At 63.0% G+C, this 25,396-nt stretch carries 15 protein-coding genes; 7 read left to right on the top strand and 8 right to left on the bottom strand.

Features of this window, described 5'->3' with window-relative positions:
- Nucleotides 1-9 precede the first annotated feature (9 nt).
- Both BLO80_RS19875 and BLO80_RS19870 read left to right on the top strand, forming a co-directional pair.
- Nucleotides 10-846, top strand: coding sequence for a CvfB family protein (locus BLO80_RS19875; protein ID WP_060738695.1), 837 nt, complete (start codon nt 10-12; stop codon nt 844-846).
- A gap of 390 nt (nt 847-1,236) precedes the next feature.
- Nucleotides 1,237-2,691: an NCS1 family nucleobase:cation symporter-1 gene (locus BLO80_RS19870; RefSeq protein ID WP_092334059.1), complete on the top strand. Its 1,455-nt coding sequence runs from the start codon at nt 1,237-1,239 to the stop codon at nt 2,689-2,691.
- Here BLO80_RS19870 and BLO80_RS19865 read toward each other — a convergent pair whose 3' ends face one another.
- Nucleotides 2,692-3,864 carry an MFS transporter gene (locus BLO80_RS19865; RefSeq protein WP_092334057.1) on the bottom strand — a complete coding sequence of 391 codons (1,173 nt, stop codon included), beginning with the start codon at nt 3,862-3,864 and terminating at the stop codon, nt 2,692-2,694.
- Nucleotides 3,865-3,967: 103 nt separating this feature from the next.
- Between BLO80_RS19865 and BLO80_RS19860 the strand changes: the two genes are divergently transcribed.
- The gene (locus BLO80_RS19860; RefSeq protein ID WP_092254892.1) at nt 3,968-4,861 is read left to right on the top strand and encodes a putrescine utilization regulator PtrR; all 894 of its coding nucleotides are present in this window, start codon (nt 3,968-3,970) and stop codon (nt 4,859-4,861) included.
- A gap of 139 nt (nt 4,862-5,000) precedes the next feature.
- Entirely contained in the window at nt 5,001-5,129 is a 129-nt protein-coding gene (locus BLO80_RS30340) for a PA1414 family protein (protein WP_003198971.1), read from the top strand.
- A 208-nt stretch (nt 5,130-5,337) separates the two neighbouring features.
- Here BLO80_RS30340 and BLO80_RS19850 read toward each other — a convergent pair whose 3' ends face one another.
- The 4 genes from BLO80_RS19850 to speB form a co-directional block, all read right to left on the bottom strand.
- Nucleotides 5,338-6,726 (bottom strand): sodium:solute symporter family protein, encoded by a 1,389-nt coding sequence (locus tag BLO80_RS19850; protein WP_092334053.1) that lies wholly within the window; start codon nt 6,724-6,726, stop codon nt 5,338-5,340.
- A 208-nt stretch (nt 6,727-6,934) separates the two neighbouring features.
- Entirely contained in the window at nt 6,935-8,446 is a 1,512-nt protein-coding gene (locus BLO80_RS19845) for a purine-cytosine permease family protein (RefSeq protein ID WP_175459526.1), read from the bottom strand.
- 49 nt (nt 8,447-8,495) lie between these two features.
- Nucleotides 8,496-8,903, bottom strand: coding sequence for a YybH family protein (locus tag BLO80_RS19840; protein WP_092334049.1), 408 nt, complete (start codon nt 8,901-8,903; stop codon nt 8,496-8,498).
- A gap of 10 nt (nt 8,904-8,913) precedes the next feature.
- The gene (gene speB, locus BLO80_RS19835) at nt 8,914-9,864 is read right to left on the bottom strand and encodes an agmatinase (RefSeq protein ID WP_072412353.1); all 951 of its coding nucleotides are present in this window, start codon (nt 9,862-9,864) and stop codon (nt 8,914-8,916) included.
- Between the two features lie 349 nt (nt 9,865-10,213).
- Between speB and BLO80_RS19830 the strand changes: the two genes are divergently transcribed.
- Both BLO80_RS19830 and BLO80_RS19825 read left to right on the top strand, forming a co-directional pair.
- Nucleotides 10,214-11,107, top strand: coding sequence for a LysR family transcriptional regulator (locus BLO80_RS19830; protein WP_092334047.1), 894 nt, complete (start codon nt 10,214-10,216; stop codon nt 11,105-11,107).
- Between the two features lie 2 nt (nt 11,108-11,109).
- Entirely contained in the window at nt 11,110-11,706 is a 597-nt protein-coding gene (locus BLO80_RS19825; protein ID WP_092334045.1) for a tRNA-uridine aminocarboxypropyltransferase, read from the top strand.
- Between the two features lie 147 nt (nt 11,707-11,853).
- Here BLO80_RS19825 and BLO80_RS19820 read toward each other — a convergent pair whose 3' ends face one another.
- The 3 genes from BLO80_RS19820 to BLO80_RS19810 all read right to left on the bottom strand — a co-directional run bounded on the left by BLO80_RS19820 (nt 11,854) and on the right by BLO80_RS19810 (nt 16,986).
- Complete coding sequence (locus BLO80_RS19820; protein WP_092334043.1) at nt 11,854-13,218, bottom strand: HlyD family type I secretion periplasmic adaptor subunit; 1,365 nt, start codon at nt 13,216-13,218, stop codon at nt 11,854-11,856.
- Nucleotides 13,219-13,437: 219 nt separating this feature from the next.
- Nucleotides 13,438-15,597 (bottom strand): type I secretion system permease/ATPase, encoded by a 2,160-nt coding sequence (locus BLO80_RS19815; protein ID WP_092334041.1) that lies wholly within the window; start codon nt 15,595-15,597, stop codon nt 13,438-13,440.
- A gap of 30 nt (nt 15,598-15,627) precedes the next feature.
- A complete protein-coding gene (locus BLO80_RS19810; RefSeq protein ID WP_072412345.1) occupies nt 15,628-16,986 on the bottom strand; it encodes a TolC family outer membrane protein in 1,359 nt (452 codons plus the stop codon).
- Nucleotides 16,987-17,440: 454 nt separating this feature from the next.
- On the opposite strand from BLO80_RS19810, the gene BLO80_RS19805 reads away from it, so the two are divergent.
- Nucleotides 17,441-25,270, top strand: a complete 7,830-nt coding sequence (locus tag BLO80_RS19805; RefSeq protein ID WP_092334039.1) for a retention module-containing protein — start codon at nt 17,441-17,443, stop codon at nt 25,268-25,270.
- Nucleotides 25,271-25,396: the final 126 nt, after the last annotated feature.

The following is a 25,396-nucleotide window of genomic DNA, read 5'->3' as shown; positions in this document are numbered from 1 at the left end:
GTATTGGAAATGGCTTTAGTCGGGCGCTACAACAGTTTGCAAGTGGTTAAACACACTAACTTCGGTTTATATCTGGATGGCGGTGCGGACGGCGAAATCCTGCTGCCCAATCGATATATTCCCAAGGATATTCCCAGTGAAGATGAAGACTGGCTCAATGTTTTCATTTATCTGGACAGCGACGATAAATTGATCGCCACCACGGAAAAACCCAAGGTTCAGGTCGGTGAGTTCGCCAGCCTGAAAGTGGTTGAGGTCAACAGCATCGGCGTGTTCCTGGACTGGGGCCTGCCCAAGGACCTGTTGCTGCCGTATTCCGAAGAAAAGCGCCAGATGACCGCCGGCGAATACTGCGTGGTGCACGTCTACCTCGACAAGCACACCCGCCGCATCACCGCCACGGCACGCCTGGATCGTTATCTGGACAAGACCCCGGCCAACTACACGCCGGGTCAGGAAGTGGATTTGCTGGTCGCCGAAGCCACCGACATGGGGTTCAAGGCGATCATCAATAACAAGCACTGGGGCCTGATCCACAAGAATGAAATCTTCAAGTTCATGCGCGCCGGCATGCAGGAAAAAGGCTTCATCAAGGAGATTCGCCCGGACGGCAAGATCAGCCTGAGCCTGCAGCCGGTGGGCCAGGAAGCCGCCACCAGCCTGAACGCCAAGATCCTCGCCAAGTTGCGAGAGAACAACGGCACCCTGGCGGTCAGCGACAAGAGCGACCCGGCGCTGATCAGCAGCCTGTTTGGCGTGAGCAAGGGCAACTTCAAGAAGGCCATTGGGGCGCTGTACAAGAATGGGCAGATTGTCATTCATGCGGATCGTATTGAATTGAGCTAACTGCGCACAATCCCCTGTGGCGAGGGAGCTTGCTCCCGCTGGGCTGCGAAGCAGCCCCAAACCAGGTGCACTCAATCCAAGCTGACACACCGAGGTGGCATGTTCGAAGGGGCCGCTTCGCGCCCCAGCGGGAGCAAGCTCCCTCGCCACAGATTGATCTTCGCTGTATACAAACTCCTGCACCTTTAGCATGCACCCGCGCCCTGTTCGTGGGCGCATGCCTGGTCCTGCGCGGCCTTCCTCTGCGCCACACACCCCGGTTTGTCTCACATCCTGCGCGCATGGCACGCATTCTGCGTGGCAACGCGTATACAAACCATGCCGGCTCCCGTGCGCAGTATGGTGAGCAGGTCGATACGGGGGCACGGCGGTACTCAAAGGAGCCCCGCAATGTCCGAGCAATTGCCCAACGGCTACAGCCCCCGCCTCTATAACGAGGACTTGGGCCCGCTGCCGCAGAAATGGAATTGGTACAACATCTTCGCGTTCTGGATGAGTGATGTGCACAGCGTGGGCGGTTATGTCTTCGCCGCCAGTCTGTTCGCCTTGGGCCTGGCGAGTTGGCAAGTGCTTATCGCCTTGCTCGGCGGGATCTGCATCGTGCAGCTGATCGCCAACCTGGTCGCCAAGCCGAGCCAACAGGCGGCGGTGCCGTACCCGGTGATCTGTCGGCTGGCGTTCGGGGTGTTCGGGGCGAATATTCCTGCGGTCATTCGCGGTTTGATCGCCGTGGCCTGGTACGGCATTCAGACGTACCTGGCCTCCAGCGCGCTGATCATCGTGGTGCTGCGGTTTTTTCCTTCGATGGAGGTTTACGCGACGCCGCATTTTGCCGGTTTGTCCTACCTCGGTTGGTTCGGATTCCTCAGCCTTTGGTGCGTCCAGGCATTGGTGTTCTGGGCCGGGATGGAGTCGATCCGTCGGTTCATCGACTGGGCCGGGCCGGTGGTGTATGCCGTGATGTTCCTGTTGGCCGGCTGGATCGTGTGGAAGGCCGGTTGGAGCAACATCAGCTTCACCCTGGCGGAAAAGTCCCTGTCCGGCTGGCAGGCGTTCGGCCAAGTGATCGTGGCCACGGCCCTGGTGGTGTCGTACTTTTCCGGCCCGACCCTGAATTTCGGCGATTTCAGCCGTTACTGCCGGAGCATGTCTGACGTGCGCCGGGGTAATTTCTGGGGGCTGCCGGTGAATTTCCTGGCGTTCTCCCTGGTCACCGTGGTGATTGTTTCCGGGACCTTGCCGGTGTTCGGTGAAATGCTCCACGACCCGATTGCCACCGTGGCGCGCATCGACAACGACGTGGCGGTCTTGCTGGGGGCCTTTGCCTTCGTGACCGCCACCATCGGCATCAACATTGTCGCCAACTTCGTCTCGCCGGCCTTCGACTTCGCCAACGTCGCCCCCAGCAAGATCAGTTGGCGCGCCGGCGGCATGATCGCGGCGGTGGCCTCGATTTTCATCACGCCGTGGAACCTGTTCAACAACCCCGAAGTGATCCACTACACCCTGGATGTGCTGGCGGCGTTCATCGGCCCGCTGTTCGGGATCCTGCTGGTGGATTACTACCTGATCAAAAAACAGCAGATCGACGTCGATGCGTTGTTCAATGACGGGCCGAGCGGGCGCTACTACTACAGCGGCGGCATCAACTGGACGGCGGTCAAGGCGTTGATTCCGGCGACGCTGATGGGAGTGGCGATCACCTTCACACCCGTGCTGCAACCGATGGCCAACTTTGCCTGGTTCACCGGTTGCTTCCTCGGCGGGGTGTTGTATTTCGCCTTGGCGCGACGCGAGCCGGCCACGCAGTCGAGCAAGGCGTTCAGCCCGGCCGGCCAGGCCTGATCAACGCAGGGCGGTCTGGGCGCAAGGGCTCGCCGCGCCTCGGCTGGCGGGCCGCAGCAACAGGCCACCGGCCAGCACCAGGCCGCTGCCGGCAATGATCAGCGCCGGTTGCAGACCGCCGCTGAAATGGCTGCTCAGCGCCGCCAGCAGAGGGCCGCTGAGTTGGCCCACGGCAAAGCAGGCGGTCAACAGGCCAGCGTTGCGCTGGGTGGCGTGGGGCGCCAGTTCCCGGGAGCGCAGCATCACCAACTGCATGCAGGCCAGGAACGGTGTGCCACACAGGATCACCCCCAGCGCCAGCCCCGGCCCGCTGCCCAGCAGGCAGGCAAATACCCCAGCGGCTTGCAGCCAGAGCGTACCGATCAGCCAGCGGCCGGTGGTGTTCGGGTTCGGCCGCCGCCGGCTGACCAGCAACACGCCGCTGGCGGCAGCCAGGCCGAAGCAGGGCCAGAACAGATCGGCCAGCCATTGGCCGTGGAACTGCGCGGAGGCCATTTGCGACAGGAACGTCGCCGGAATGATGTAGCCCACGCCGTACAGGGCGTACACCACGCCCAGTCGAGCGATGCCCGCGTTCGGCGAAGGGGCGGTCGGCCCAGGGACAGGTGTTGCGGCTGCCGGCTGCGGCAGGATCGGCAAGATCACCAGCAACATCGCCAAGGCCACGCCGGCATACACCAGCCACAGGGTGGCGGAGGTCTGGCCCAGCAGGTTCGAGCCGAGGGCGAGCAGGCCGGTCAGGAAAATCCCCAGGCCCGGCCCGGCAAACACCAGGGCACCGAGCCGTGGCCGTCCCACCGCCGCGGCCAAGGGCTGGCTCAGGGCGGTGATCATCACCATCACCCAGGCGCTCGCCACGCCGGTGCCGAAGCGCAACGCCAGGTGCGGCCAGAAGCCCCAGGCCCAGAACGACGCCAGAGTCAGCAGCACGCACAGCCACAGGCCGCCGAGCAACCGCCGCCGCACCTGTTCCGGACGACGGGCGAACATCGCATCGAGCGCACCGATGAAGTATCCCAGGTAGTTGGCGGCGGCAATCAGACCGGCGGCGGTCAAGTCGACCTGACCTTCGCCGATCAAGTGAGGTAACTGGGGCGTCAAGGCGAAGCGGCCAATGCCCATGGCCATCATCAGCGCGATGAAACTGCCGAGCAGGCGAATAAGAGGTGACATGGTCGTTCTCCGGTGTCGGGGCGAATGACCGTCAGGCTAGGACTGATTGACTTTCATTAAAAATGAATAATAGTGAGTAACTTGTTCTTTTTTGGAGAAGGTCATGGAGTTCAGCCAACTGCGGATTTTCCAGGCCGTGGCCGAGGAAGGTTCCATCACCCGGGCCGCCGAGCGCCTGCACCGGGTGCCGTCGAACCTGTCGACCCGGCTCAAGCAGCTTGAAGAACAACTGGGTGTGGACCTTTTCCTGCGGGAGCGTCAGCGTTTGCAGTTGTCGCCGGCAGGTAAAGTGCTGCTGGACTATGCGGCCAAGCTGTTCGCCTTGCACGACGAGGCCCATGCCGCCGTGCAGGGCGGGCAGCCGGCCGGGGATTTCCTGCTCGGCACGATGTACAGCACGGCGGCGACGCATTTGCCGGACCTGTTGGCGGCTTATCACCGGGCGTATCCGGCGGTGAACCTGCAAGTGCAATCGGGGCCCAGTGGCGAGCTGCTTGAAGGCCTGCTCACCAACCGGCTCGACGCGGCACTGGTGGACGGCCCGCTGGAACTGGCGGGGCTGGATGGCGTGCCGTTGTGCGATGAGCGGTTGGTACTGATTACCGAGGCCGATCACCCGCCGGTACGCAGTGCCCTGGATGTGCAGGGCCGTGCGGTGTTCACGTTCCGGCGTGGTTGCTCGTACCGGATGCGATTAGAGGCCTGGTTTGCCCATGATCACGCGACCATGGGCCGGGCGATGGAAATCGAGTCTTACCAGGGGATGCTGGCGTGTGTGATCGCCGGGTCCGGGGTGGCATTGATGTCCGAGTCGATGCTGGCCAGCCTGCCGGGCCGCGAGCGTGTGACGGTGCATTCGCTGGCCGAGCCGTTCGCCAGCGCCACCACCTGGCTGATGTGGCGCAAAGGCATGGTCGGAGCCAACCTGAACGCCTGGATCGAGCTGCAACAACAGGCCTGGCCGCGGGGGCCAATGCTCACGGCGCAATCGGCTTGAACTCCGGGAGGTGGATTTGGATCAATTCAGTAACAGATCATTGCAAACTGAGACGAGCATTGCGTAGAACATCGGACTATTATCAGTGCGAAGGGGCCACAGAAATCTGCCGCTCGCACCACCCTGAGGGGGCACCACGATGAAAGAGAAAATCCAGAACTGGCTTCACGACTTGGGTGTCGCGCTTGGCCTGATCGAACCGCCGATGCAACCGGTACCGATCCGCACCGATGACGAGCAACGCCGCCGCCAACCGCGCCGCCGGTAAATACATCGCCGAATTTGGAGAGATCGCAGTTCCGGACCATTTCAATGGAGATGGCCCGGAACTGCGATCTTTTTATTTCTGAAGACAGAACCTGTGGGAGCGAGCTTGCTCGCGATAGCGGTGGACCGGCCTGCATTCTTGTTGAATGTACTGCCGTCATCGCGAGCAAGCTCGCTCCCACAGGGATCTCGTTGTCAGGCGTTGGCGGTCAAACCGCCTCGGCCACCACCTTCGGCCGTGGCGACAGCACGCTCACCAGTACAAAACTCACCAGCGCCACGCTCAGGCTGTAGTAGATCGGCGTGTTGGCGTCCAGGCCGTCCTTGAGCATGAAGAACAGCGCGGTCAAGAAGCCCAGCGACATGCTGGTGATGGCGCCGGCGGTGGTGGCGCGTTTCCAGTAGATGGCGCCGATCAGCGGGATCAGCATGCCGCCCACCAGCAGGTTGTAGGCCAGGGTCAGGGCGCTGATCACATCGCTGACCACCAGGGCGATCACCAGGACCACCGCGCCCATCAGCAGGGTCGCGATGCGGTTCTCGTGGACATCGCCACTGCCGCTCTCACGGCCCTGGCGCAGACGGGGCAGCAAGTCCTGGACCACCGTGGTGGACGCGGCGAGCAGGCCCGCTGCGGCGGTGGACATCAGGGCCGCCAGGGCCGCGGCGATCACCAGGCCGCGAATGCCGTTGGGGAGGCTGGTCTGCACCACGCTGGCGAAGGCGTTGTTGACGTTCTCCAGGTCCGGCAGCAACACCTTGGCCGCCATGCCGATCAACGCCCCGGCCAGGCCATACAGCACGCAGTACAGGCCGGCGGCGGTGCCGGCCACTTTGGCCACGCCTTCGCTGCGGGCGGTGAACACGCGCTGCCAGATGTCCTGGCCGATGAAGATGCCGAAGAAGTAGATCAGGAAGTAGGTGAGGATGGTGTCCCAGCCAATCGCGGTGAAGTCGAAGTAGCTGGCCGGCAGTTTAGCCACCATGGCATCCCAGCCGCCCGCGTCACTGATGGACATCGGCATCAACAGGAACACCAGGCCGACGGTCATGATCAGGAATTGCACGATGTCGGTGAGGGTCAGCGACCACATGCCGCCGATGGTGGAATACAGCACCACCACGCCGCCACCCACCAGGATCGACACCCAGAACGGCAGGCCGAACAACACCTGCATCACGGTGCCGATGGCGATGGTCGAGGTGGCGCCGATCATCAGTGCGTAAACCAGCATGATCAACGCACTGGCCTGGCGCGCCGCGGGGTTGTAGCGGCGTTCCAGCACTTGGGTCACGGTGTAGATCTTGAGCTTGAGCAGCGGCTTGGCGAGGAACAGGCTCAGGCCGACGATGCCCAGGCCGATGGCGCCGCACAGCCAGAACCCGGAAATGCCGTAGACGTAGCCCAGGCGCACGGTGCCAATAGTGGACGCACCGCCCAGGACGGTGGCGGCCATGGTCCCCAGGTAGAAGCCCGGGCCGAGGTTGCGCCCGGCCACCAGGTAGTCGTCACGGGTTTTGGCGCGGCGCATGCCGTACCAGCCGAGGGCGATCATGCCGGCGGCGTAGATGAGAACGACGATTAAGTCCAAAGCCATGGTGGCGTGTCTCCGATTGTTTTTTTTATAAGAAGGTCGGGATGATGTCGGGTGACGCTTTTGTGGCGAGGGAGCTTGCTCCCGCTGGAGTGCGGAGCACTCCCAAAATAGCGATTGCTTCGCAACCGAGCGGGAGCAAGCTCCCTCGCCACAAAAGCTCCCAGCCTCAGGTGTTGCATTTACAGCCAGGTGAGGCATTCACCTCGGGTCAGGCGGTCTGCCCGAGCTGCGGTTTATCGATGGACGCCGAATCGTTCCTACGCGGATCATCCGGCCCATACACCGCCGCCGGCTCAGGGAACACCCCAAGCAGCACCAGGTACACCACCGAGGCCAGGCCCAGGGTCACCGGCAGGCTGATGTCGATCCCGCCGGCCAATTCCCCCAGCGGCCCGACGAACTGCCCCGGCAGGTTGACGAAGCACAACCCCACCAGCGCACTGGGGATCCACGCTCCCAGGCCACGCCAGTTCCAGCCGTGGCTGAACCAGTAGCGCCCGCCGGTTTCACCGCGGGTGAACACTTGCAGGTCATCCGGGCAGTAGAAGCCGCGGCGCACCAGCAGGCCGATGATCATGATCACCATCCACGGTGTGGTGCAGGTGATGATCAGCACGGCGAAGGTGGATACGCTCTGCACCAGGTTCGCCGCGAAGCGCCCGATGAAGATGAAGGCAATCGACAGCACGCCGATCAGCAGCGTGGCCTTGACCCGCGACAGCACCCGCGGGAACACGCTGGACATGTCCAGCCCGGTGCCATACAGCGAGGTGGTGCCGGTGGACATGCCGCCAATCACCGCGATCAGGCACACCGGCAGGAAGAACCACCCCGGCGAAACCGCCAGCAGACCGCCCACGTAGTTGTTGGCCGCGATGTAGTCCGGCGCCTTGATCGCCACGATGGTGGCGGTGGCGAGGCCGAACAGGAACGGGATCAATGTCGCCAGTTGTGCCGCGATCACGGCCAGCATGATGCGGCGCTTGGGCGTGTTGCGGGGGATGTAGCGCGACCAGTCGCCCAGGAACGCTCCGAAGGAAATCGGGTTGCTCATGGCGACCAGCGCCGCGCCGATGAAGGCCGCGTAGAAGCCCGGCTGGCCGAGGCTGACCGTGCCGGCGAACTGGCTGTCGAAGGTCGGTGCGAAGGCGAAAATGCCCAGCAGGAACAGCAGGCTGGCGGCCCACACGGCAATGCGGTTGACCCACAGCATGAAGCGGAAGCCGTAGATGCACACCGTCAACACCAACAGGGCGAACAGGCCGTAGGCCAGGCCCAGGCTCAGGTCGGTTTCCGGCATGCCGACCAGCCGCTTGGCGCCGCCGATCAACGCATCGCCCGAGCTCCACACCGACAGCGAGAAAAACGCGATGGCGGTCAGCAACGAGAGGAACGAGCCGACGATGCGCCCGTGCACGCCGAAATGCGCACCGGAAGACACCGCGTTGTTGGTGCCGTTGAGCGGGCCGAACAGGCCCATCGGCGCGAGAATGATCGAACCCACCAACACGCCCAGCACAATCGCCCAGACCCCGGCCTGGAACGACAAGCCGAACAGCACCGGGAAGCTGCCGAGCACGGCGGTGGCGAAGGTATTGGCGCCGCCGAAAATCAGGCGAAACAGGTCGCCCGGGCCGGCAGTGCGTTCGTGGTCCGGGATCTGTTCGACCCCGTTGGTTTCAATGTGCGTAAGGCTTTTATCGTTATTGTTATGCATGATCTGCTCCGATCATCGAGGCGCGTTCATCGAATGTGAATGTCGCCTGTTACTAAGGGGATGGCAGCCCTTCCGGTATTGCGGATAAATGTTCGTGACAGGCCAGCCACAGGCCTTGTTGTTCTTGGCGAAACACAATGGTTTCGCGCTCCTGGCTACGGTGAAGCTCCCCTTGCATGCGCAGCTCGGTGGCCACGTCATGGATGAAGATCGCCACGTCCCCTTGCCGGCTGACGAAGGCGTTGCTCGAGGTGCAGTTCAGCACCTCGAAGCCATCCTCGGACCGCCAGCGATCCCACAATGCCTGGTAGGCATTGCGTGACAGCAGGGGCTGTTCAAGGGTGTGGAACACGAAACTCGCATCGGCCGTGAACGCACCGAAGTAGGCGTCGCGGTCATTGCGGGCGAAGGCCGACACCAGCTCGGCGGCGGCCTTGAGGATTTGATCTCGATCGTTCATGGCCGCACCTTCAGCGGTGCACCACGCCGGGCAGTACGCAGAGCATCTCGTACAGCAGGTTGGCGCCCAGCAGCGAGGTGTTGCCGGTGGTGTCGTATGGCGGTGAGACTTCTACCAGATCGCAACCGACCAGGTCGAGGCCCTGGCAGCCCCGGACGATTTCGATCGCCTGGATGGTGGTCAGGCCGCCAATTTCCGGGGTGCCGGTGCCGGGCGCCCAGGCCGGGTCGATGCCGTCGATGTCGAAGCTCAGGTACACCGGGCCGCCGCCGACTTTCTCGCGCACTTCGGCCATCAACGGCGCCAAAGATTTGTGCCAGCACTCTTCGGCCTGGACCACGCGAAAGCCCTGGTTGCGGCTCCAGTTGAAATCATCGGCGGTGTAGCCCTGGGCCCGCAGGCCGATCTGCACCACTCGGTCGCAATCGAGCAGGCCTTCCTCCACGGCGCGGCGGAAGGTGGTGCCATGGGCGATTTTCTCGCCGAACATGTGGTCGTTCACATCGGCGTGGGCGTCGATGTGCACCAGGCCGACCTTGCCGTGTTTCTTGTGGATCGCCCGCAGGATCGGCAGGGTGATGGTGTGATCGCCCCCCAGGGTCAGGGGGATGACGTTGTGTTCGAGGATCTTGTGGTACGACTCTTCGATGATCCGCACCGCGTCCAGCAGGTTGAAGGTGTTGATCGCCACGTCGCCGATGTCCGCCACCGACAGTGAGTCGAACGGTGCGGCGCCGGTGGCCATGTTGTAGGGGCGGATCATGACGGATTCGGCACGGATCTCGCGAGGGCCGAAACGGGTGCCGGCGCGCAGGGAGGTGCCGATGTCCAACGGCACGCCGACGAAGGCCGCGTCCAGGCCGGCAGCGGTTTGCAAATGGGGGAGTCGCATCATGGTGGCAATGCCGCCGAAGCGCGGCATTTCGTTGCCGCCCAGTGGTTGGTGAAGAGTCTTGTCCACGGGTAGGGCCTCATCGCGGTTTTATTTATCAGGGGCCGATTCTGCGAAAAGCCATTGCCGTGAAGAATCGCTGGGGGCAAATACTTAGTTCAGATTTTTCTAAACTAATGGCGGGCGGGGCGATAGACTTCTAACCCGTGCAGACCCCGTGTGGTCTGGGGGACATGGTGCCCCTGTGGCGAGGGAGCTTGCTCCCGCTGGGCGGCGCAGCCGCCCCAAAACCAATCACCTCGGTGCGTCAGGCAGATTGCAGCGACAGGTTTACGACGGCTGCGCCGCCGAGCGGGAGCAAGCTCCCTCGCCGCAAAAGCTCTGCAAGTTCGATGTCCCTTGAGTTCAGGAGTATCTGATGGCCAACGCTCTACCCGACCTGAAACTGCTGCGCATTTTCGTCAGCGTGGTCCGGCACCAGGGGTTCGCCAATGCCCAGCACGAGCTCAACCTGTCCACGTCGGCCATCAGCACCTACATGAGCCAGCTGGAATCGGCCTTGGGCCTGGTGCTGTGTCATCGCGGCCGGGGCGGGTTCAGCCTGACCAGCAAGGGCGAGCTGTTCCATCAGGAAACCCTGCGCCTGTTGGGCGAGCTCGAAGGGTTCGAGCAGTACGCCGCCGCGCTCAAGGGGGAGCTGCGCGGTACGTTGAACCTGGGGGTGATCGACTCCACCGTCAGCGACAAGGCCTTGCCGTTCGCCGAAGCCATCGGTGCCTACAGCCAGGAACATCCAGCGGTGCATTTGCATCTGTCGGTCATGAGCCCTTACGAGCTGCAACTCGGCGTGCAGGACAACCGCCTGGACCTGGCCATCGGTGCGTTTTCCACGCGCATGAGCGGGCTGGTCTACATGCCGCTGTACCGTGAGCAGCACTGGTTGTATTGCAGCAACCGTCACCCGTTGTTCAACGAGCGGCGCATTCCCGAGCAGGTCATCACCCAGCAACGCATGGTCGGGCGCGGTTACTGGAGCCAGGCCGAACTGGCCCGCCACGGCTTCAAGCACAGCGCGGCGACGGTGGAGAGCATGGAGGCGCAGTTGATCCTGGTGCTGTCCGGTGCCTACGTCGGCTACCTGCCTGAGCACTACGCCCAGGCCTGGGTCGACAGGGGCGACCTGCGCGTGCTGCTGCCAGCGACCTTCGGCTATCAGGCACCGTTTTCGATGATCGTGCGCCGCGGTCGCAGCCGCGAGCCGCTGATCCAGACGTTCCGTGATTTGCTCAAAGCTCAACTGAACCAGGCCTGACCATGTCCAGAATCCAGTGCCCGCGTTGCCACAGGCCACAAAGCCATTGCCTGTGCCCGCTGATCCCCAGACTCGACAGCCGCACCCGCGTCTTGCTATTGCAGCATCCCAGCGAAGTGAACCATGCCTTGAACACCGCCCGCCTGGCGGCGTTGGGGCTCAATAATGCCGAGTTGATCGTGGGTGAGGTGTTCGAGGATCTGCCCCGGTTGCTCGATCAACCGGGTTACCAGGCGCGGTTGTTGTTTCCCGGCGACGAGGCGCAACCGTTGCAGGCCCGCGCGCCGTCCGATGAGCCGATCCTGCTGGTCGTCCCGGATGGCACCTGGCGCAAGGCGCGCAAGCTGCTGCACCTCAACCCGCTGCTGGCGGCATTGCCGAGGGTGACCCTGGCCGAAGGTGCTGTGTCCCGTTACCGCTTGCGCAAGGCGCCCGGGCCGGGGGCGTTGTCGACGGTGGAGGCGATTGTCCAGGCGTTGCAGGTCCTGGAAGCGCCGGCGAGTTTCGAGGCGTTGCTGAGGCCGTTCGAGGCCTTGATCGAGGGGCAGATTGTGGCGATGGGGGAGCAGACCTATCAGCGTAATCATGCTGGAAAATAGTGGTTGTTCTCGCAGGCCCTTTCGCGAGCAAGCCCGCTCCCACAGTTGATTTGTATGAACACTGAATTTGCGGCCACAGGTGATCAAATGTGGGAGCGGGCTTGCTCGCGAATGCGATAGAACATTCACTGAAGATTCAAACCAGAACTACCGCTCACGCATCGCCTCGGTCCGCGCCTTCAACACCGGCTTGAGCAGGTAATCCAGGACACTTTTCTCCCCGGTGATGATATCCACCGTCGCCACCATTCCCGGAATGATCAGCAACGGCTTGGCATCCCCGCCCAAGTGGTTTTTGTCAGTGCGCACCTGGATCAGGTAGAAGCTGTTGCCCTTGTCATCGGTGATGGTGTCGGCGCCAATCAGTTCGAGCCTGGCGCTCAGCCCGCCATAGATCGTGTAGTCATAGGCGCTGAACTTGACCATGGCTTTCTGGCCCGGGTGCAGGAAGGCCACGTCCTGGGGGCGGACCTTGGCTTCGATCAGCAGGTTGTCTTCCAGGGGCACGATTTCCACCATGTCGTTGCCCGGCTGCACCACGCCGCCGATGGTGTTGACCTTCAGTTGCTTGATCACCCCATGCACCGGCGAGACCACCGTCGTGCGGGTCACGCGGTCGTCGATGGCGATGCTCGAGGCGGTGATTTTCGACAGTTCGGTGCGTTTCTCGTTGAGGTCCTTGGCCGCCTCGGAGCGGAAGGTCTGTTCCGATTCGTCGATCTTGCTCTTGATCTCGTTGATCGCCGATTCGGCCCGGGGAATCGCCAGGGTGGTGGCGTTGAGCGAACCGCGGATTTCCACCGCGCTGCGCTTGAGCCGCAGGATCTCCACCGGCGACACCGCCCCGGTGCGCACCAGCGGCGCGGACATGTTCATTTCTTCCTGCAACAAGGCCAGGGCGGAGCTGAACTGGCCTTGCTTGGAGCGAAATTCCGCGAGCTCCTGGGTCTTCTGCCGCAGTTGTTCGGTCAGGGTCCGTTGTTCGCTGGCCAGGCGCCGCTGGCGTTGTTCGTACAGCGAACGCTCGTCCTCGGCCACTTGCGGGGCCTTGGCGATCACCTCCGCTGAAAGCTTGAAGGGCCGGCCCTCGGCCTCGGCCGACAAGCGTTCGACCTGGGCGGTCAAGGCATAGCGGTCGGCTTCGCTCTCGCCCTTGTTCGATTGATATCGCGTGTCGTCCAGGCGCAGCAGGGTGTCGCCCTTGTTCACCATCTGGCCTTCGCGCACGAATATTTCGGTGACGATGCCGCCCTCCAGGTTCTGGATCACCTGGACTTTGCTCGACGGAATCGCCTTGCCTTCGCCGGTGGTGACTTCCTGCAAGACCGCCAACTTCGCCCAGACCAGCCCGGTGATGATCAACCCGGCGGCCAGCCACACGGTAACCCGCGAGCGCCGGGGCGAATCCTGCAGCGTGGCGCCGGCGGTTTCCGGCATGAACTCGCTTTCGGCGCTTTTGCTGAAACTGCCGAAGTAGCTTCGGGCGGCTGAATCCGGTGTTTGAGCAGACATGGGCGGTACCCGTCAGTTGAGTGAAATGGAGCCGGTCGCTGCTTTTTAGAAAAGAGCGGGGTGCTGCTTTTGTGGCGAGGGAGCTTGCTCCCGCTCGGCGGCGAAGCCGTCGTAAAGCCTGTCGATGCGGTCCGTCTGACACAATCGAGTGAATGGCTTTGGGGCTGCTTCGCAGCCCAGCGGGAGCAAGCTCCCTCGCCACAGGTGTGGTGTCGGTTGTTAAACCGCCGCAGAGCCTACCCGTCCCTTGCGCAATGCATCGATGACGGCATCCTTCGGCCCGTCCGCCACGATCCGGCCGTTATCCAGCACCACCAACCGGTCCACCAGGCTCAGCATCGAGGTGCGGTGAGTGACCAGCAGCACGGTCTTGCCCTGTACATGGGGGTGAAGCTTCTGCCGCAGGACGTCTTCGCTGCTGTTGTCCATGGCGCTGGTGGGTTCGTCCAGCAGCAGGATCGGCGGGTCGAGCAACAAGGCCCGGGCCAGCAGCACGGCTTGGCGTTGGCCGCCGGACAGCAACTGCCCACGCTCGCCCACCGGACGGTCGAAACCTTGAGGATGTTGGCGCGCCAGTTCGGTGACACCGGTCAGTTCTGCCACTTCCAGCATGCGCGCATCGCTGATGTAGCGGGCGCCGAGGGTGAGGTTGTCCCGCAGGCTACCGGCCAGCAACGGCAGGTCATGGGCGACGTAGCCGATCTGTTGGCGCAGGTCGGCGACGTCCAGTTGCCGCAGATCCAGGCCGTCCAGCAGTAACTGGCCTTCCTCCGGTGCATAGAAACCCATCACCAGGCGTGCCAGGGTGCTCTTGCCCGAGCCGCTGCGGCCGATGATCCCGACCCGTTCGCCGGGCTTGAGGCTGAAACTGATATTGGCCAGCGCCGGGGTGCTCTGGCCGTTGTAGTGGAACGTCACGCCGCTGACGTCCAGGGCACCCTGCAATTGGGTACGGTCCAGGGGCCGCTGCTTGGCGTCGCGCTCCTGGGGCAGCGCCATCAAGGCATCGGTGCTGCGCATGGTGAGCTGGGCCTGCTGGTAGCGGGTGATCAGCCCGGCGATCTGCCCGAGCGGGGCGAGCACCCGGCTGCCGAGCATGTAGGTCGCCACCAGCGCGCCGACGCTGAGGTTGCCGGCAATGATGCTGTAGACCCCGGCGACGATGGTCGCCATGCCCGCCAGTTGTTGCAGGAATAACGTGCCATTGGTCGCCAGTGCCGAGAGGTTGCGCGCATGGCTGTCCAGGCGGGTGAGGGCGCCATGGGTGCTTTCCCATTGATGCTGGCGCTCGCTTTCGGCGCTGCAGGCCTTGAGGGTTTCCAGGCCACCGAGGGTTTCGATCAGCAATGCCTGGCGCTGGGCGCCGAGGGCCAGGCTTTTCTGCACGGTGTCGCGCAGGCGCACCTGGATGATCATGGCGAAGACGATGGTGATCGGAAACGCGATCACGGGAATCACCACCAGCCAGCCGCCCAGCAGGCCGATCACGACCAGCATCAGCAGGGCGAAGGGCAGGTCGATCAGGCTGGTGAGGGTCACCGCCGTGAGGAATTCGCGCAGGCCCTGGAAGTCGTGGATGCTCTGGGCGAAGCCGCCGATGGTCACCGGCTTGGCCTTCATCGCCATGCCAGTGATGCGTTCGAACAGGGTGGCGGACAGAATCACGTCGGTTTTCTTGCCGGCGGTGTCCAGCAGATGGGCGCGCACCACCCGCAGCACCAGTTCGAAGCCGGTGCCGATCAACAGCCCCACGGCCAGCACCCACAAGGTGGACGTGGCCTGGTTCGGCACCACGCGGTCGTAGGTCTGCATGACGAACAGCGGCACCATCAGCCCCAGCAGGTTGATCAGGAAACTCGCCAGGATCGCGTCGCTGTACAGCCAGCGCGACAATTTCAAGGTGTCGCGAAACCACGCCTCGACCCTCGGCACCAGGGGCGCGCGCAGGTCTTCGAGTTCATGGCGAGGCCGGGCGAATAGCGCCTGGCCGCTGTAATCGGTGGTCAGTTCCTCGCGGCTGACCCACTGCTCGCCGCCATCGGCTTCGCTGGGCAGGATCAGCGCTTTGCCATCCTCGCCCCAGCGCCGCAATACCGCGCAGCGCCCCCCCGCCAAGATCAGCATCACCGGCAGGTTCAGGGGGGAGATGTCCGTCAGCTCACGACGCAACAATCGCGCCTGCAAGCTCGCCCGGGCCGCTGCGCGGGGCAGCAGGTCCAGGCTCAAGCGTTGGTGCGCCATAGGGAGCCCGGCGCTGAGGCTGGCGCGACTGACCGTCGCGCCATGGAGTTTGCAGAGGATCAACAGGCCGTCCAGCAAGGGATCATCGAAGTTCAGGCGCGGATCGACGCCGAGGGTTGTGGGTTCCATGCTGGTCACAGTGTTCGCTCCCGTTTTTTTTGGAGGGGGCTACTTCAGTTCCGGCAGCCGTGCCTGATTCTTGACTTCGGTCTGCGCGACCGCATCGGCCGGCAGCACGATCCGTTGTTTGTGCAACAGCAGGCCCATGTTCGCCAGTACCCGGTACATCGAGTACTCCTCGGTGTAACGCACTTCGGTGTAGCGACGGTTGGCGTTGTACAGCTCGTTTTCGCTGTCGAGCAGGTCGAGCAGGGTGCGCTGGCCGAGACCGAACTGGTCCTGGTACGCGGCGCGCACACGGGCGGTGGTGTCGGCGTATTCGCGGGCGGTGGGGGTCTGTTTGCGGGCGTTGAGCATCGCGTTCCAGGCCAGGCGCGTGTCTTCGTTGAGCTGGCGCAGGGCGTTGTTGCGGATGTCCATGGCCTGGTTGATCTGGTGGGCGTTGGACGCCAGCCGTGCCTTGTCGCTGCCACCGCGGAACAGGTTGTAGTTCATCACCACCCCCACACGCCAGTTGTTGTCGTGGCCTTCTTCGCCGCCGAGGTTGTTGTTGGCGCCCACCGCTGCTTCGGCATCGAAGCGCGGGTAGAACGGCGATTTCGCCACTTCATATTGGCTCTCGGCCGACTGTATGTCGGCCTGGGCCGATTTCAGGTACGGGTTGTTATCCACCATGCTTTGCTGGGCTTCGCGCAGGTCGGCGGGGATTTCGCCTTTGGTCGAGGGCGGCGCCTCCAGCTCATCGGGCATGCGCCCGACCACGCTGTAGAAGTTCGCCTCGGCGTCCGCCAGGTCCACCTGGGCGGTGTCGTAGTTGTTTTCCGCCAGGGCCCGACGGGCATTGGACTGGTCGGAGTCGGCCGTACTGCCCACCCCACGCTCGGTGCGCAGGCCGATCTGGTCGTTGACCCGCAGGTGCGCCTGCAGGTTGTTCTTGGCCAGCGTCACCAACTCACGACGCTTGAGCACTTCCAGGTAGACCTCGATGGTACGCAGCGCCAGATCCTGGGCGGTGCCCTGGGCGTAATAGGCCCGGGAATTGACCACGCCCTGGGTGCGCTGCACTTCATTGGCGGTGTTGAACCCGTCGAAGATCATCTGCCGCAGGCGCAGCTCCGATTGGGTGTAGGTCAGGATATTGGTGTGGTGGTTGCCCAGGGCACGGGTGTTGGTGTTGTCGCTGTAGCCACGGCCGTAACCGGCATTCAGATCCACCGATGGGAAAAAGCCCCCTCTGGCGACCTTGACGTCTTCATTGGCCGACAGACGGCTGTCCACCCGTTGTGCCAGTTCCGGGTGAGTCGCGATGGTGCTCTGGATCGCCTCGGTCAATGACATGGCCTGCGCCTGAGAAGAGCAGGCCATGGCCAGCAAAACCGCGCTGCAGAGGGGGGTTAGAACGCGCATGGGGTGCATCTCCTGAGGTCTGTAGTGCTTCGCTTGTCGCCAAAATATTGACGTGTTTAAGATCAAAACCGTTTCAACCTTGTAACAACACAGCTAAGAACATCCTGAGCAAAACCTAAGAAGAATTTCTCATAAGGCTTATTCCGAAAAAAACTTATGAACTTGAAAAAAACCGGCACATTGTTCAAAGCGAAAGCCTTTGAATATGCGGGTTCTGACGGCTTTTAGGCGTCAATAAAAGTTTCATGCAGATTTTTAAGCGACGTGAAGAAGTGCCGAAAGGGCGATGTGAGAAGCGGTTTTTTGTGACGGTTTTTTGTCGTTTAGGCGAATTGCCAGCACCTTCTACTTCCGCGAAAGCTGGCAGATTTTCCAGCTTTTGGGTCGCCAAACCTGAGGACGAATTCTTCACCCAGACAGGTGCCGATTGCGGTCGGCAACGGAGGAAATGCACATGGCAGCGCTCATCGGTATCGTCAGCAAAGTGGTCGGGCAAGTTTTCGCAGAAGCGGCCGGTGGCCTGCGGCGGCCTTTGGTCGAAGGCGATCGGCTCTATGCCGGCGAACACCTGGTCACCGGTGCCGAAGGGGCCGTGGCTGTGCATCTGCAGAACGGCCAGTCGTTGACCCTGGGCCGCGAAAGCAACCTGACCCTGACCCCGCAGCTGCTGGCCAAGCATGCGCCTCATGTCGACACGCCCGACACGACGCCGCCGAGTGACGCGCAACTGACCGATGTGCAAAAGCTGCAGCAAGCCATCGCCGCCGGTGCCGACCCGACCCAGACCGGCGAAGCCACGGCCGCCGGACCTGAAGGTGGCAACCCGGGCGGTGTAGGCGGTGGGCACAGTTTTGTGCTGTTGGAAGAAGTGGGCGGGGAGGTCGATCCGCTGATCGGTTTCCCGACGGCCGGGTTCAACGGGATTCCCGAATTTCCCCAGCTACGCTTGGCCGGTGACCCGGATAATACCGGCGATGATGCAACCCCACCGGTAACCCCTGAGACGCCGGACAACCCCGTGACCCTCGACGGGGTCACTGTCGAGGGCGGCGAACTGACCACCAACGAGGCCAATCTGGCCGATGGTTCGGCCAGCAATCCGGGGGCGCTGGTGCAAAATGGCACGTTCACGGTATCCGCGCCTGACGGCCTGAGCAGCCTGAGCATCGGCGGCATCAACGTGATCAGTGGCGGCGTGCCCGCAGGCTTTCCTCAAACCATCACGTCGGCGCTGGGCAACACGTTGACCATCACGGGCTATGACCCGACCACGGGGGTGGTCAGTTACACCTACACCCTGACGGACAATGAAACCCATCCTGCCGGCGGCGGTGCCAATAACATTACCGAGCAGTTCCCCGTGGTGGCCGTTGACACCGACGGCGACACGGCCACCGGCACCCTGGACGTCAACATCACCGATGACGTGCCCCAGGCGATCGACGACAGCCACGCGAGCACGGCGTCGGAAACCCAGGTCACCCTCACCGGCAACGTATTGCCCAATGACCACCAGGGTGCCGACCGGATCCCCACCGGCCCCGACAGCGGGCCGATCATTGGTGGGACGTTCACCGGCACCTACGGCACCCTGGTGCTCAACCCCAACGGCACGTACACCTACACCCTGAACACCAGCGACCCGCAATTCGTCGCGTTGCATGGCGGGGGCAGCGGTACCGAGACGTTCACCTACACGCTCACCGACGCCGATGGCGACACCAGCACCGCCAACCTGGTGCTGCAAGTGCACAACAATGATGATCCGGTGGTGTTGGTGGGCCTGGATGCTGAAGGTGGCGAGCTGTCGTTGCAGGAGAAAAACCTCAGCGACGGCAGCAGCCCGGACGCATCGGCCCTGACTCAAAGCGGCACGTTCACCGTGACCGCGCTGGACGGTGTGCAGACCCTGAGCGTGGGCGGTATCAACGTCGTCACCGACGGCGTGGCAGCCGGTTTCCCGCAGTCGATTACCACCGCGCTGGGCAACACGCTGACCATCACTGGCTATAACGCCAGCACTGGGGTGGTGAGCTACAGCTACACGCTGCTGGACAATGAAACCCATCCAAACGCCAACGGCGCGAACAGCCTCAGCGAACAGTTTGCCGTTGTGGTCACCGATGACAACGGCACCACGGCCAACGGCAACCTGGACGTGAACATCGTCGACGACCTGCCTAAAGCCGTGGACGACAGCAACGCCAGTACGGCTTCGGAAACTCACCTGACCCTGACCGGCAGCGTGCTGACCAACGACACCCAAGGTGCGGATCACGTGGCGTCCGGCCCCATCACGCCCGGCACCTTCACCGGCACCTACGGCACCCTGGTGCTCAACGCCGACGGTTCCTACACCTATACCCTCAACACCGCCGATGCCGATTTCAAAGGTTTGCATGGCGGCGGCAACGGCAGTGAAACCTTCACCTACACGCTCACCGACGCCGATGGCGACACCAGCACCGCGAACCTGGTGCTGCAAGTGCACAACAACGACGACCCGGTGATCATCACCGGCCTCGACACTGAAGGTGGTGAGCTGACGGTCCAGGAAAAAAACCTCAGCGACGGCAGCAGCCCGGACGCACCGGCCCTGACTCAAAGCGGCACGTTCACCGTGACCGCGCTGGACGGTGTGCAGACCCTGAGCGTGGGCGGCATCAACGTCGTTACCGGCGGCGTGGCGGCGGGTTTCCCGCAGTCGATTACCACCGCGCTGGGCAACACCCTGACCATCACTGGCTATAACGCCAGCACTGGTGTGGTGAGCTACAGCTATACCTTGCTGGACAACGAAACCCATCCAAACGCCAACGGCGCCAATAGCGTTAGCGAGCAATTCACCGTAGTCGTCACCGATGACAACGGCACCACGGCCAATGGCAACCTGGACGTGAACATCGTCGACGACTTGCCTAAAGCCGTGGATGACAGCAACGCCAGTACGGCTTCGGAAACCCACCTGACCCTGACCGGCAGCGTGCTGACCAACGACACCCAAGGTGCGGATCATGTGGCGTCCGGCCCAATCACGCCCGGCACCTTCACCGGCACCTACGGCACCCTGGTGCTCAACGCCGACGGTTCCTACACCTACACCCTCAACAGCGCCGATGCCGATTTCAAAGGCTTGCATGGCGGCGGCAACGGCAGTGAAACCTTCACCTACACCCTCACCGACGCCGATGGCGACACCAGCACCGCGAACCTGGTGCTGCAAGTGCACAACAACGACGACCCGGTGATCATCACCGGCCTCGACACCGAAGGTGGTGAGCTGACGGTCCAGGAAAAAAACCTCAGCGACGGCAGCAGCCCGGACGCACCGGCCCTGACTCAAAACGGCACGTTCACCGTGACCGCGCTGGACGGTGTGCAGACCCTGAGCGTGGGCGGTATCAATGTCGTCACCGGCGGCGTGGCGGCCGGTTTCCCGCAATCGATTACCACCGCGCTCGGCAACACCCTGACCATCACTGGCTACAACGCCAGCACCGGTGTGGTGAGTTACAGCTACACGCTGCTGGACAATGAAGCCCATCCAAACGCCAACGGCGCCAACAGTGTTAGCGAACAGTTCGCCGTTGTGGTCACCGATGACAATGGCACCACGGCCAACGGCAACCTGGACGTGAACATCGTCGACGACTTGCCGACCGCCCATGCTGATTCCGCCTCGGTGGATGAGGGCGGGACAGTCAGTGGCAACGTCCTGAATAACGACGAAGGCGGTGCCGACGGGCCGGCCGCGAGTGGTGCCGTGATTGGCGTGCGCGCTGGCAACGACACCTCGACCCCGGCGATCGGCGGCTTGAACACCCAGATCAATGGCACCTACGGCTACTTGACCCTGGACGCCAACGGCAACGCCGTCTATCACAGCAACCCGAACACCGTCAGCGCCCCAGGCGCGACCGATGTGTTCACCTACACCGTGCGCGATGCCGACGGCGATGAAAGCACCACCACCATCACCATCGATGTCCACGATATCTGCCTCGTCGCCACACCCGACCACGAAGTCAGCGTCTACGAAAAAGCCCTCGACCTGAACCAGGACGGCCAGGACCTGGCCCCCGGTACCGTCACCGGCAGCGCCCCGAATGCCACCAGCGAAACCGCCAGCGGCAGCCTCGTCGGCTCGATCAGCGGTGCCGTGGGCGCAGTGACCTTCGCGCTGGTGGGCAACGCCACCGGTGCCTACGGTCAACTGTCGCTTCAGCCCGACGGCTCCTACACCTACACCCTGACCTCGCCGGCCACGACGACGCCCGCCGCCAACGATGGTCCGAACGTGCTGAGCGAAAGCTTCACCTACCAGGCCACGGACTCGTTGGGCAACACGGTGACCAGCACCATCGTCATCGACATTATTGACGACGTGCCCAAGGCCCATGCCGATTTGGCCTCGGTGGAGGAAGGCGGCACGGTCAACGGCAATGTGCTGGACAACGACGTGCTTGGCGCGGACGGTGGCATGGTGGTTGGCGTACGCGCCGGCAGCGATACCTCGAACCCTGCCGTCGGTGGCTTGAACACCCAGATCAATGGCACCTACGGCTACCTGACCCTGGACGCCAACGGCAACGCCGTCTACCACAGCAACCCGAACACCGTCGGCGCCCCAGGCGCGACCGATGTGTTCACCTACACCGTGCGTGATGCCGACGGCGATGAAAGTACGACGACCATCACCATCGACGTGCACAACAGCTGCCTGGTCGCCGCACCGGACCACGAAATCAGCGTCTACGAAAAAGCCCTCGACCTGAACCAGGACGGCCAGGACCTGGTCCCCGGCACCGTCACTGGTAGCGCCCCGAATGCCACCAGCGAAACCGCCAGCGGCAGCCTCGTTGGCTCGATCAGCGGTGCTGTGGGCGCAGTGACCTTCGCGCTGGTGGGCAATGCCACAGGTGCCTACGGTCAACTGTTGCTGCACTCCGACGGTACCTACACCTACACCCTGACGGCGCCAGCCACCACCACGCCCCACGCCAACGATGGCCCGAACGTGTTGAGCGAAAGCTTCACCTATCAGGCCACGGATTCGTTGGGCAACACGGTGACCAGCACCATCGTCATCGACATCGTCGACGACGTGCCCAAGGCTCACTGCGATGTCGCCTCGGTGGTGGAGGGCGGGACGGTCAATGGCAATGTGCTGGACAACGACGTACTCGGTGCCGACGGCGGTGCAGTCATCGGCGTGCGTGCCGGCAACGACACCACCAACCCAGCCATCGGTGGCTTGAATACCCAGATCAACGGCACCTACGGCTACCTGACCCTGGACGCCAACGGCAACGCCGTCTACCACAGCAACCCGAACACCGTCGGCGCGCCGGGCGCCACCGATGTGTTCACCTACACCGTGCGCGATGCCGATGGCGATGAAAGCACGACGACCATCACCATCGATGTGCACAACAGCTGCCTCGTCGCAGCAACCGACCATGACGTGACCGTCTACGAAAAAGCCCTCGACCTGAACCAGGACGGCCAGGACCTGGCCCCCGGCACCGTCACCGGCAGTGACCCGAGTGCCTCCGGTGAAACCGCCACGGGCACCTTGGTGGGGTCTGTCACCGGGGCAACGGGCGCCGTGTCTTTCGCCTTGGTGGGCAATGGCGTCGGTGCCCATGGCCAACTGTTGCTCAATCCGGATGGTTCCTACACCTACACGTTGACCTCGCCAGCCACGACGACGCCCGCCGCCAACGACGGCCCGAACGTGTTGAGTGAAAGTTTCACCTACCAGGCCAAGGACTCCCTGGGCAACACCGTCACGGGCAATCTGGTGGTGAGCATCGTCGACGACGTGCCTACCGCCATCGCGTCCGAGCGTTCGGTGACGGCGGTGGAGATCGATTCGAACCTGCTGATCGTGCTTGATGTGTCCGGCAGCATGAAAGACGATTCCGGCGTGCCGGGGCTCTCGCGTATGGATCTGGCCAAACAGGCGATCAGCGCCTTGCTCGACAAATACGACGACATGGGCGACGTCAAAGTCCAGCTGGTGACCTTCAGCGGCAGTGCCACCGACCAGAGTGCCGTGTGGGTGGACGTGGCAACCGCCAAGACGCTGATCGCCGCGCTGAACGCGCACGGTGACACCAATTACGATGCGGCCGTGGCGATGGCCAAGACGGCGTTCGCAACCCCCGGACAACTGACCGGCGCCCAGAACATTGGTTATTTTTTCTCCGATGGCAAGCCGACCTTGGGCGAAATCGGCTCGGCGGACGAGGTTGCGTGGAAAGCCTTTCTCGATGCCAACAGCATCAAGAATTACGCCGTCGGCCTGGGCAGCGGCGCCAGAAACGTCAATCTCGACCCGCTGGCCTATGACGGCAGCACGCACACCGACACCAATGCGGTGGTGGTCACCGACTTGAACCAGCTCAACTCGGTGCTTTCCGGTACCGTGCAAGGCGCGCCGGTCACCGGCAACCTGCTGGGCGAGGGGGGCTCGTTCGGCGCCGATGGCGGCTTCATCAAGAGCCTGGTGGTCGATGGCACCACGTACAGTTATGACCCGGCGGCCAACGGTGGGCAAGGTGCGCTGACCGCCAGTGGCGGGGCCAATCACGGCACGTTCAACACTGTTGGCAACACGCTGAGCATCGCCACCGCCCACGACGGTACCCTGGTGGTCAACCTCGACACGGGTGCATTCAGCTATACGTCGCAGACGGCCACCAGCACCCTGATCACCGAGCACATCGGCTACACCGTCAGCGACCATGACGGTGACCTGGCGAGCTCCAACCTGGTGATCAACGTCGTGCCCAACAGTCCACCGATCGCTGCCGACGACAACATCATCACCAACGTGCTGTCGGGCAACATCGTGATCCCGGGCGAGTTGCTGCTGGGTAACGACAGCGACGCCAACGGCGATCCGCTCACCGCCTCACCCACCAGTTTCAATACCGGCTGGGTCGCCAAAGGCGCGGACTTCACCGGCAGCACCGGCACGGCCAGCTTCACCGGCAACAACGTGCAGTCGATCAACCTCAGCCGCAGCGCTTTCGTCGCCAATACCGCGAGCATGACGGCGATGTTGGTGGTCAGCGGTGCATTGGGGATGGTGTCCAATAACAACACCAACGATGAAGACCGGCTCAACATCAGCCTCAAACAGGGCGAAACCCTCACCCTGGACCACAACCTGTCGGCCGGTCACATTGCGCTGGAGTATTCACTCAACGGCGGGCCATTCATTGCGATCAACGACGGGGCTTCTTTCACTGCGGCAGCGGATGGCAATTACCAGATCCACGTCACCAACATCGCCAATCCCGGCGGCGGTAATTCCAACGCGGCGGAGAACTATCAACTGACCCTCACCGTCGACTATGCCGGGGCGCAAGACAAAACACCGGATTACCACGGCAGCTACACCGCCAGCGACAACCACGGCGGCAGCGACAGCGCAGCGGTAGGCATCAGCTATCAGGCGGGCCATACCCTGACGGGCACCAGTGGCGACGATGTGCTGTTGGCTGGCAACGGCGACAACATCCTCAACGCCGGCGACGGCAACGATGTACTCAGTGCCGGTTCGGGCAACAACACCCTGAACGGTGGGGCAGGCAATGATCTGCTCTACAGCGGCACGGGCAACGACCTGCTCGATGGCGGTACGGGCAACGACACCGTCAGCTACGCCCACGCCACGTCGGCAGTCACGGTGAACCTGGGCCTGTTGGCGGCGCAGAACACCCTGGGCGCGGGCACCGATACATTGAGCCACATCGAAAACCTCGTGGGCTCGAACTTCAACGACACCCTCACCGGCGACGGGGCCAGCAACCGCCTCGACGGTGGTCTGGGCCATGACGTGCTCAATGGCGGTGGCGGCGACGACCTGCTGATCGGTGGCCTGGGCAACAACACCCTCACTGGCGGCAGCGGCGCCGACACCTTCCAATGGCTGGCGGGCAACAATGGCCACGACGTGATCACCGACTTCACGCCCGGCATCGACAAGCTCGACCTGTCCCAGCTGTTGCAAGGGGAGAATGGCAGCGCGGCGTCACTGGATGATTACCTGCATTTCAGCGTGAGCGGCAGCGGGGCGTCGGTCATCACCAGCATCGACGTCAGCGCCATTGCCGGCGCCACGCCGAACCAGACCATCGACCTGGCCGGCGTCAACCTCGCCAGTCATTACGGCGTCGCGCCTGGCGCGGGGGGAATCATCGGCGGAGCGGACACGGCGACCATCATCAATGGGATGTTGAATGATCACTCGCTGAAGGTGGATACGGTGTGAGCTGAGGCTGAAACGACAAAACCCGCCTTTCCTGAGTGGAAAGGGCGGGTTTTCTATATTTCAAATTGGGGCTGCTCGGTCTCGCGATAAATCTTGATCGCCATGTCCACAAATTCGGCGCCTACA

It is taken from the genome of Pseudomonas sp. NFACC56-3 (assembly GCF_900100025.1).
GTDB lineage: Bacteria > Pseudomonadota > Gammaproteobacteria > Pseudomonadales > Pseudomonadaceae > Aquipseudomonas > Aquipseudomonas fluorescens_AA.
This window is presented reverse-complemented; position numbering and strand designations above follow the sequence as displayed.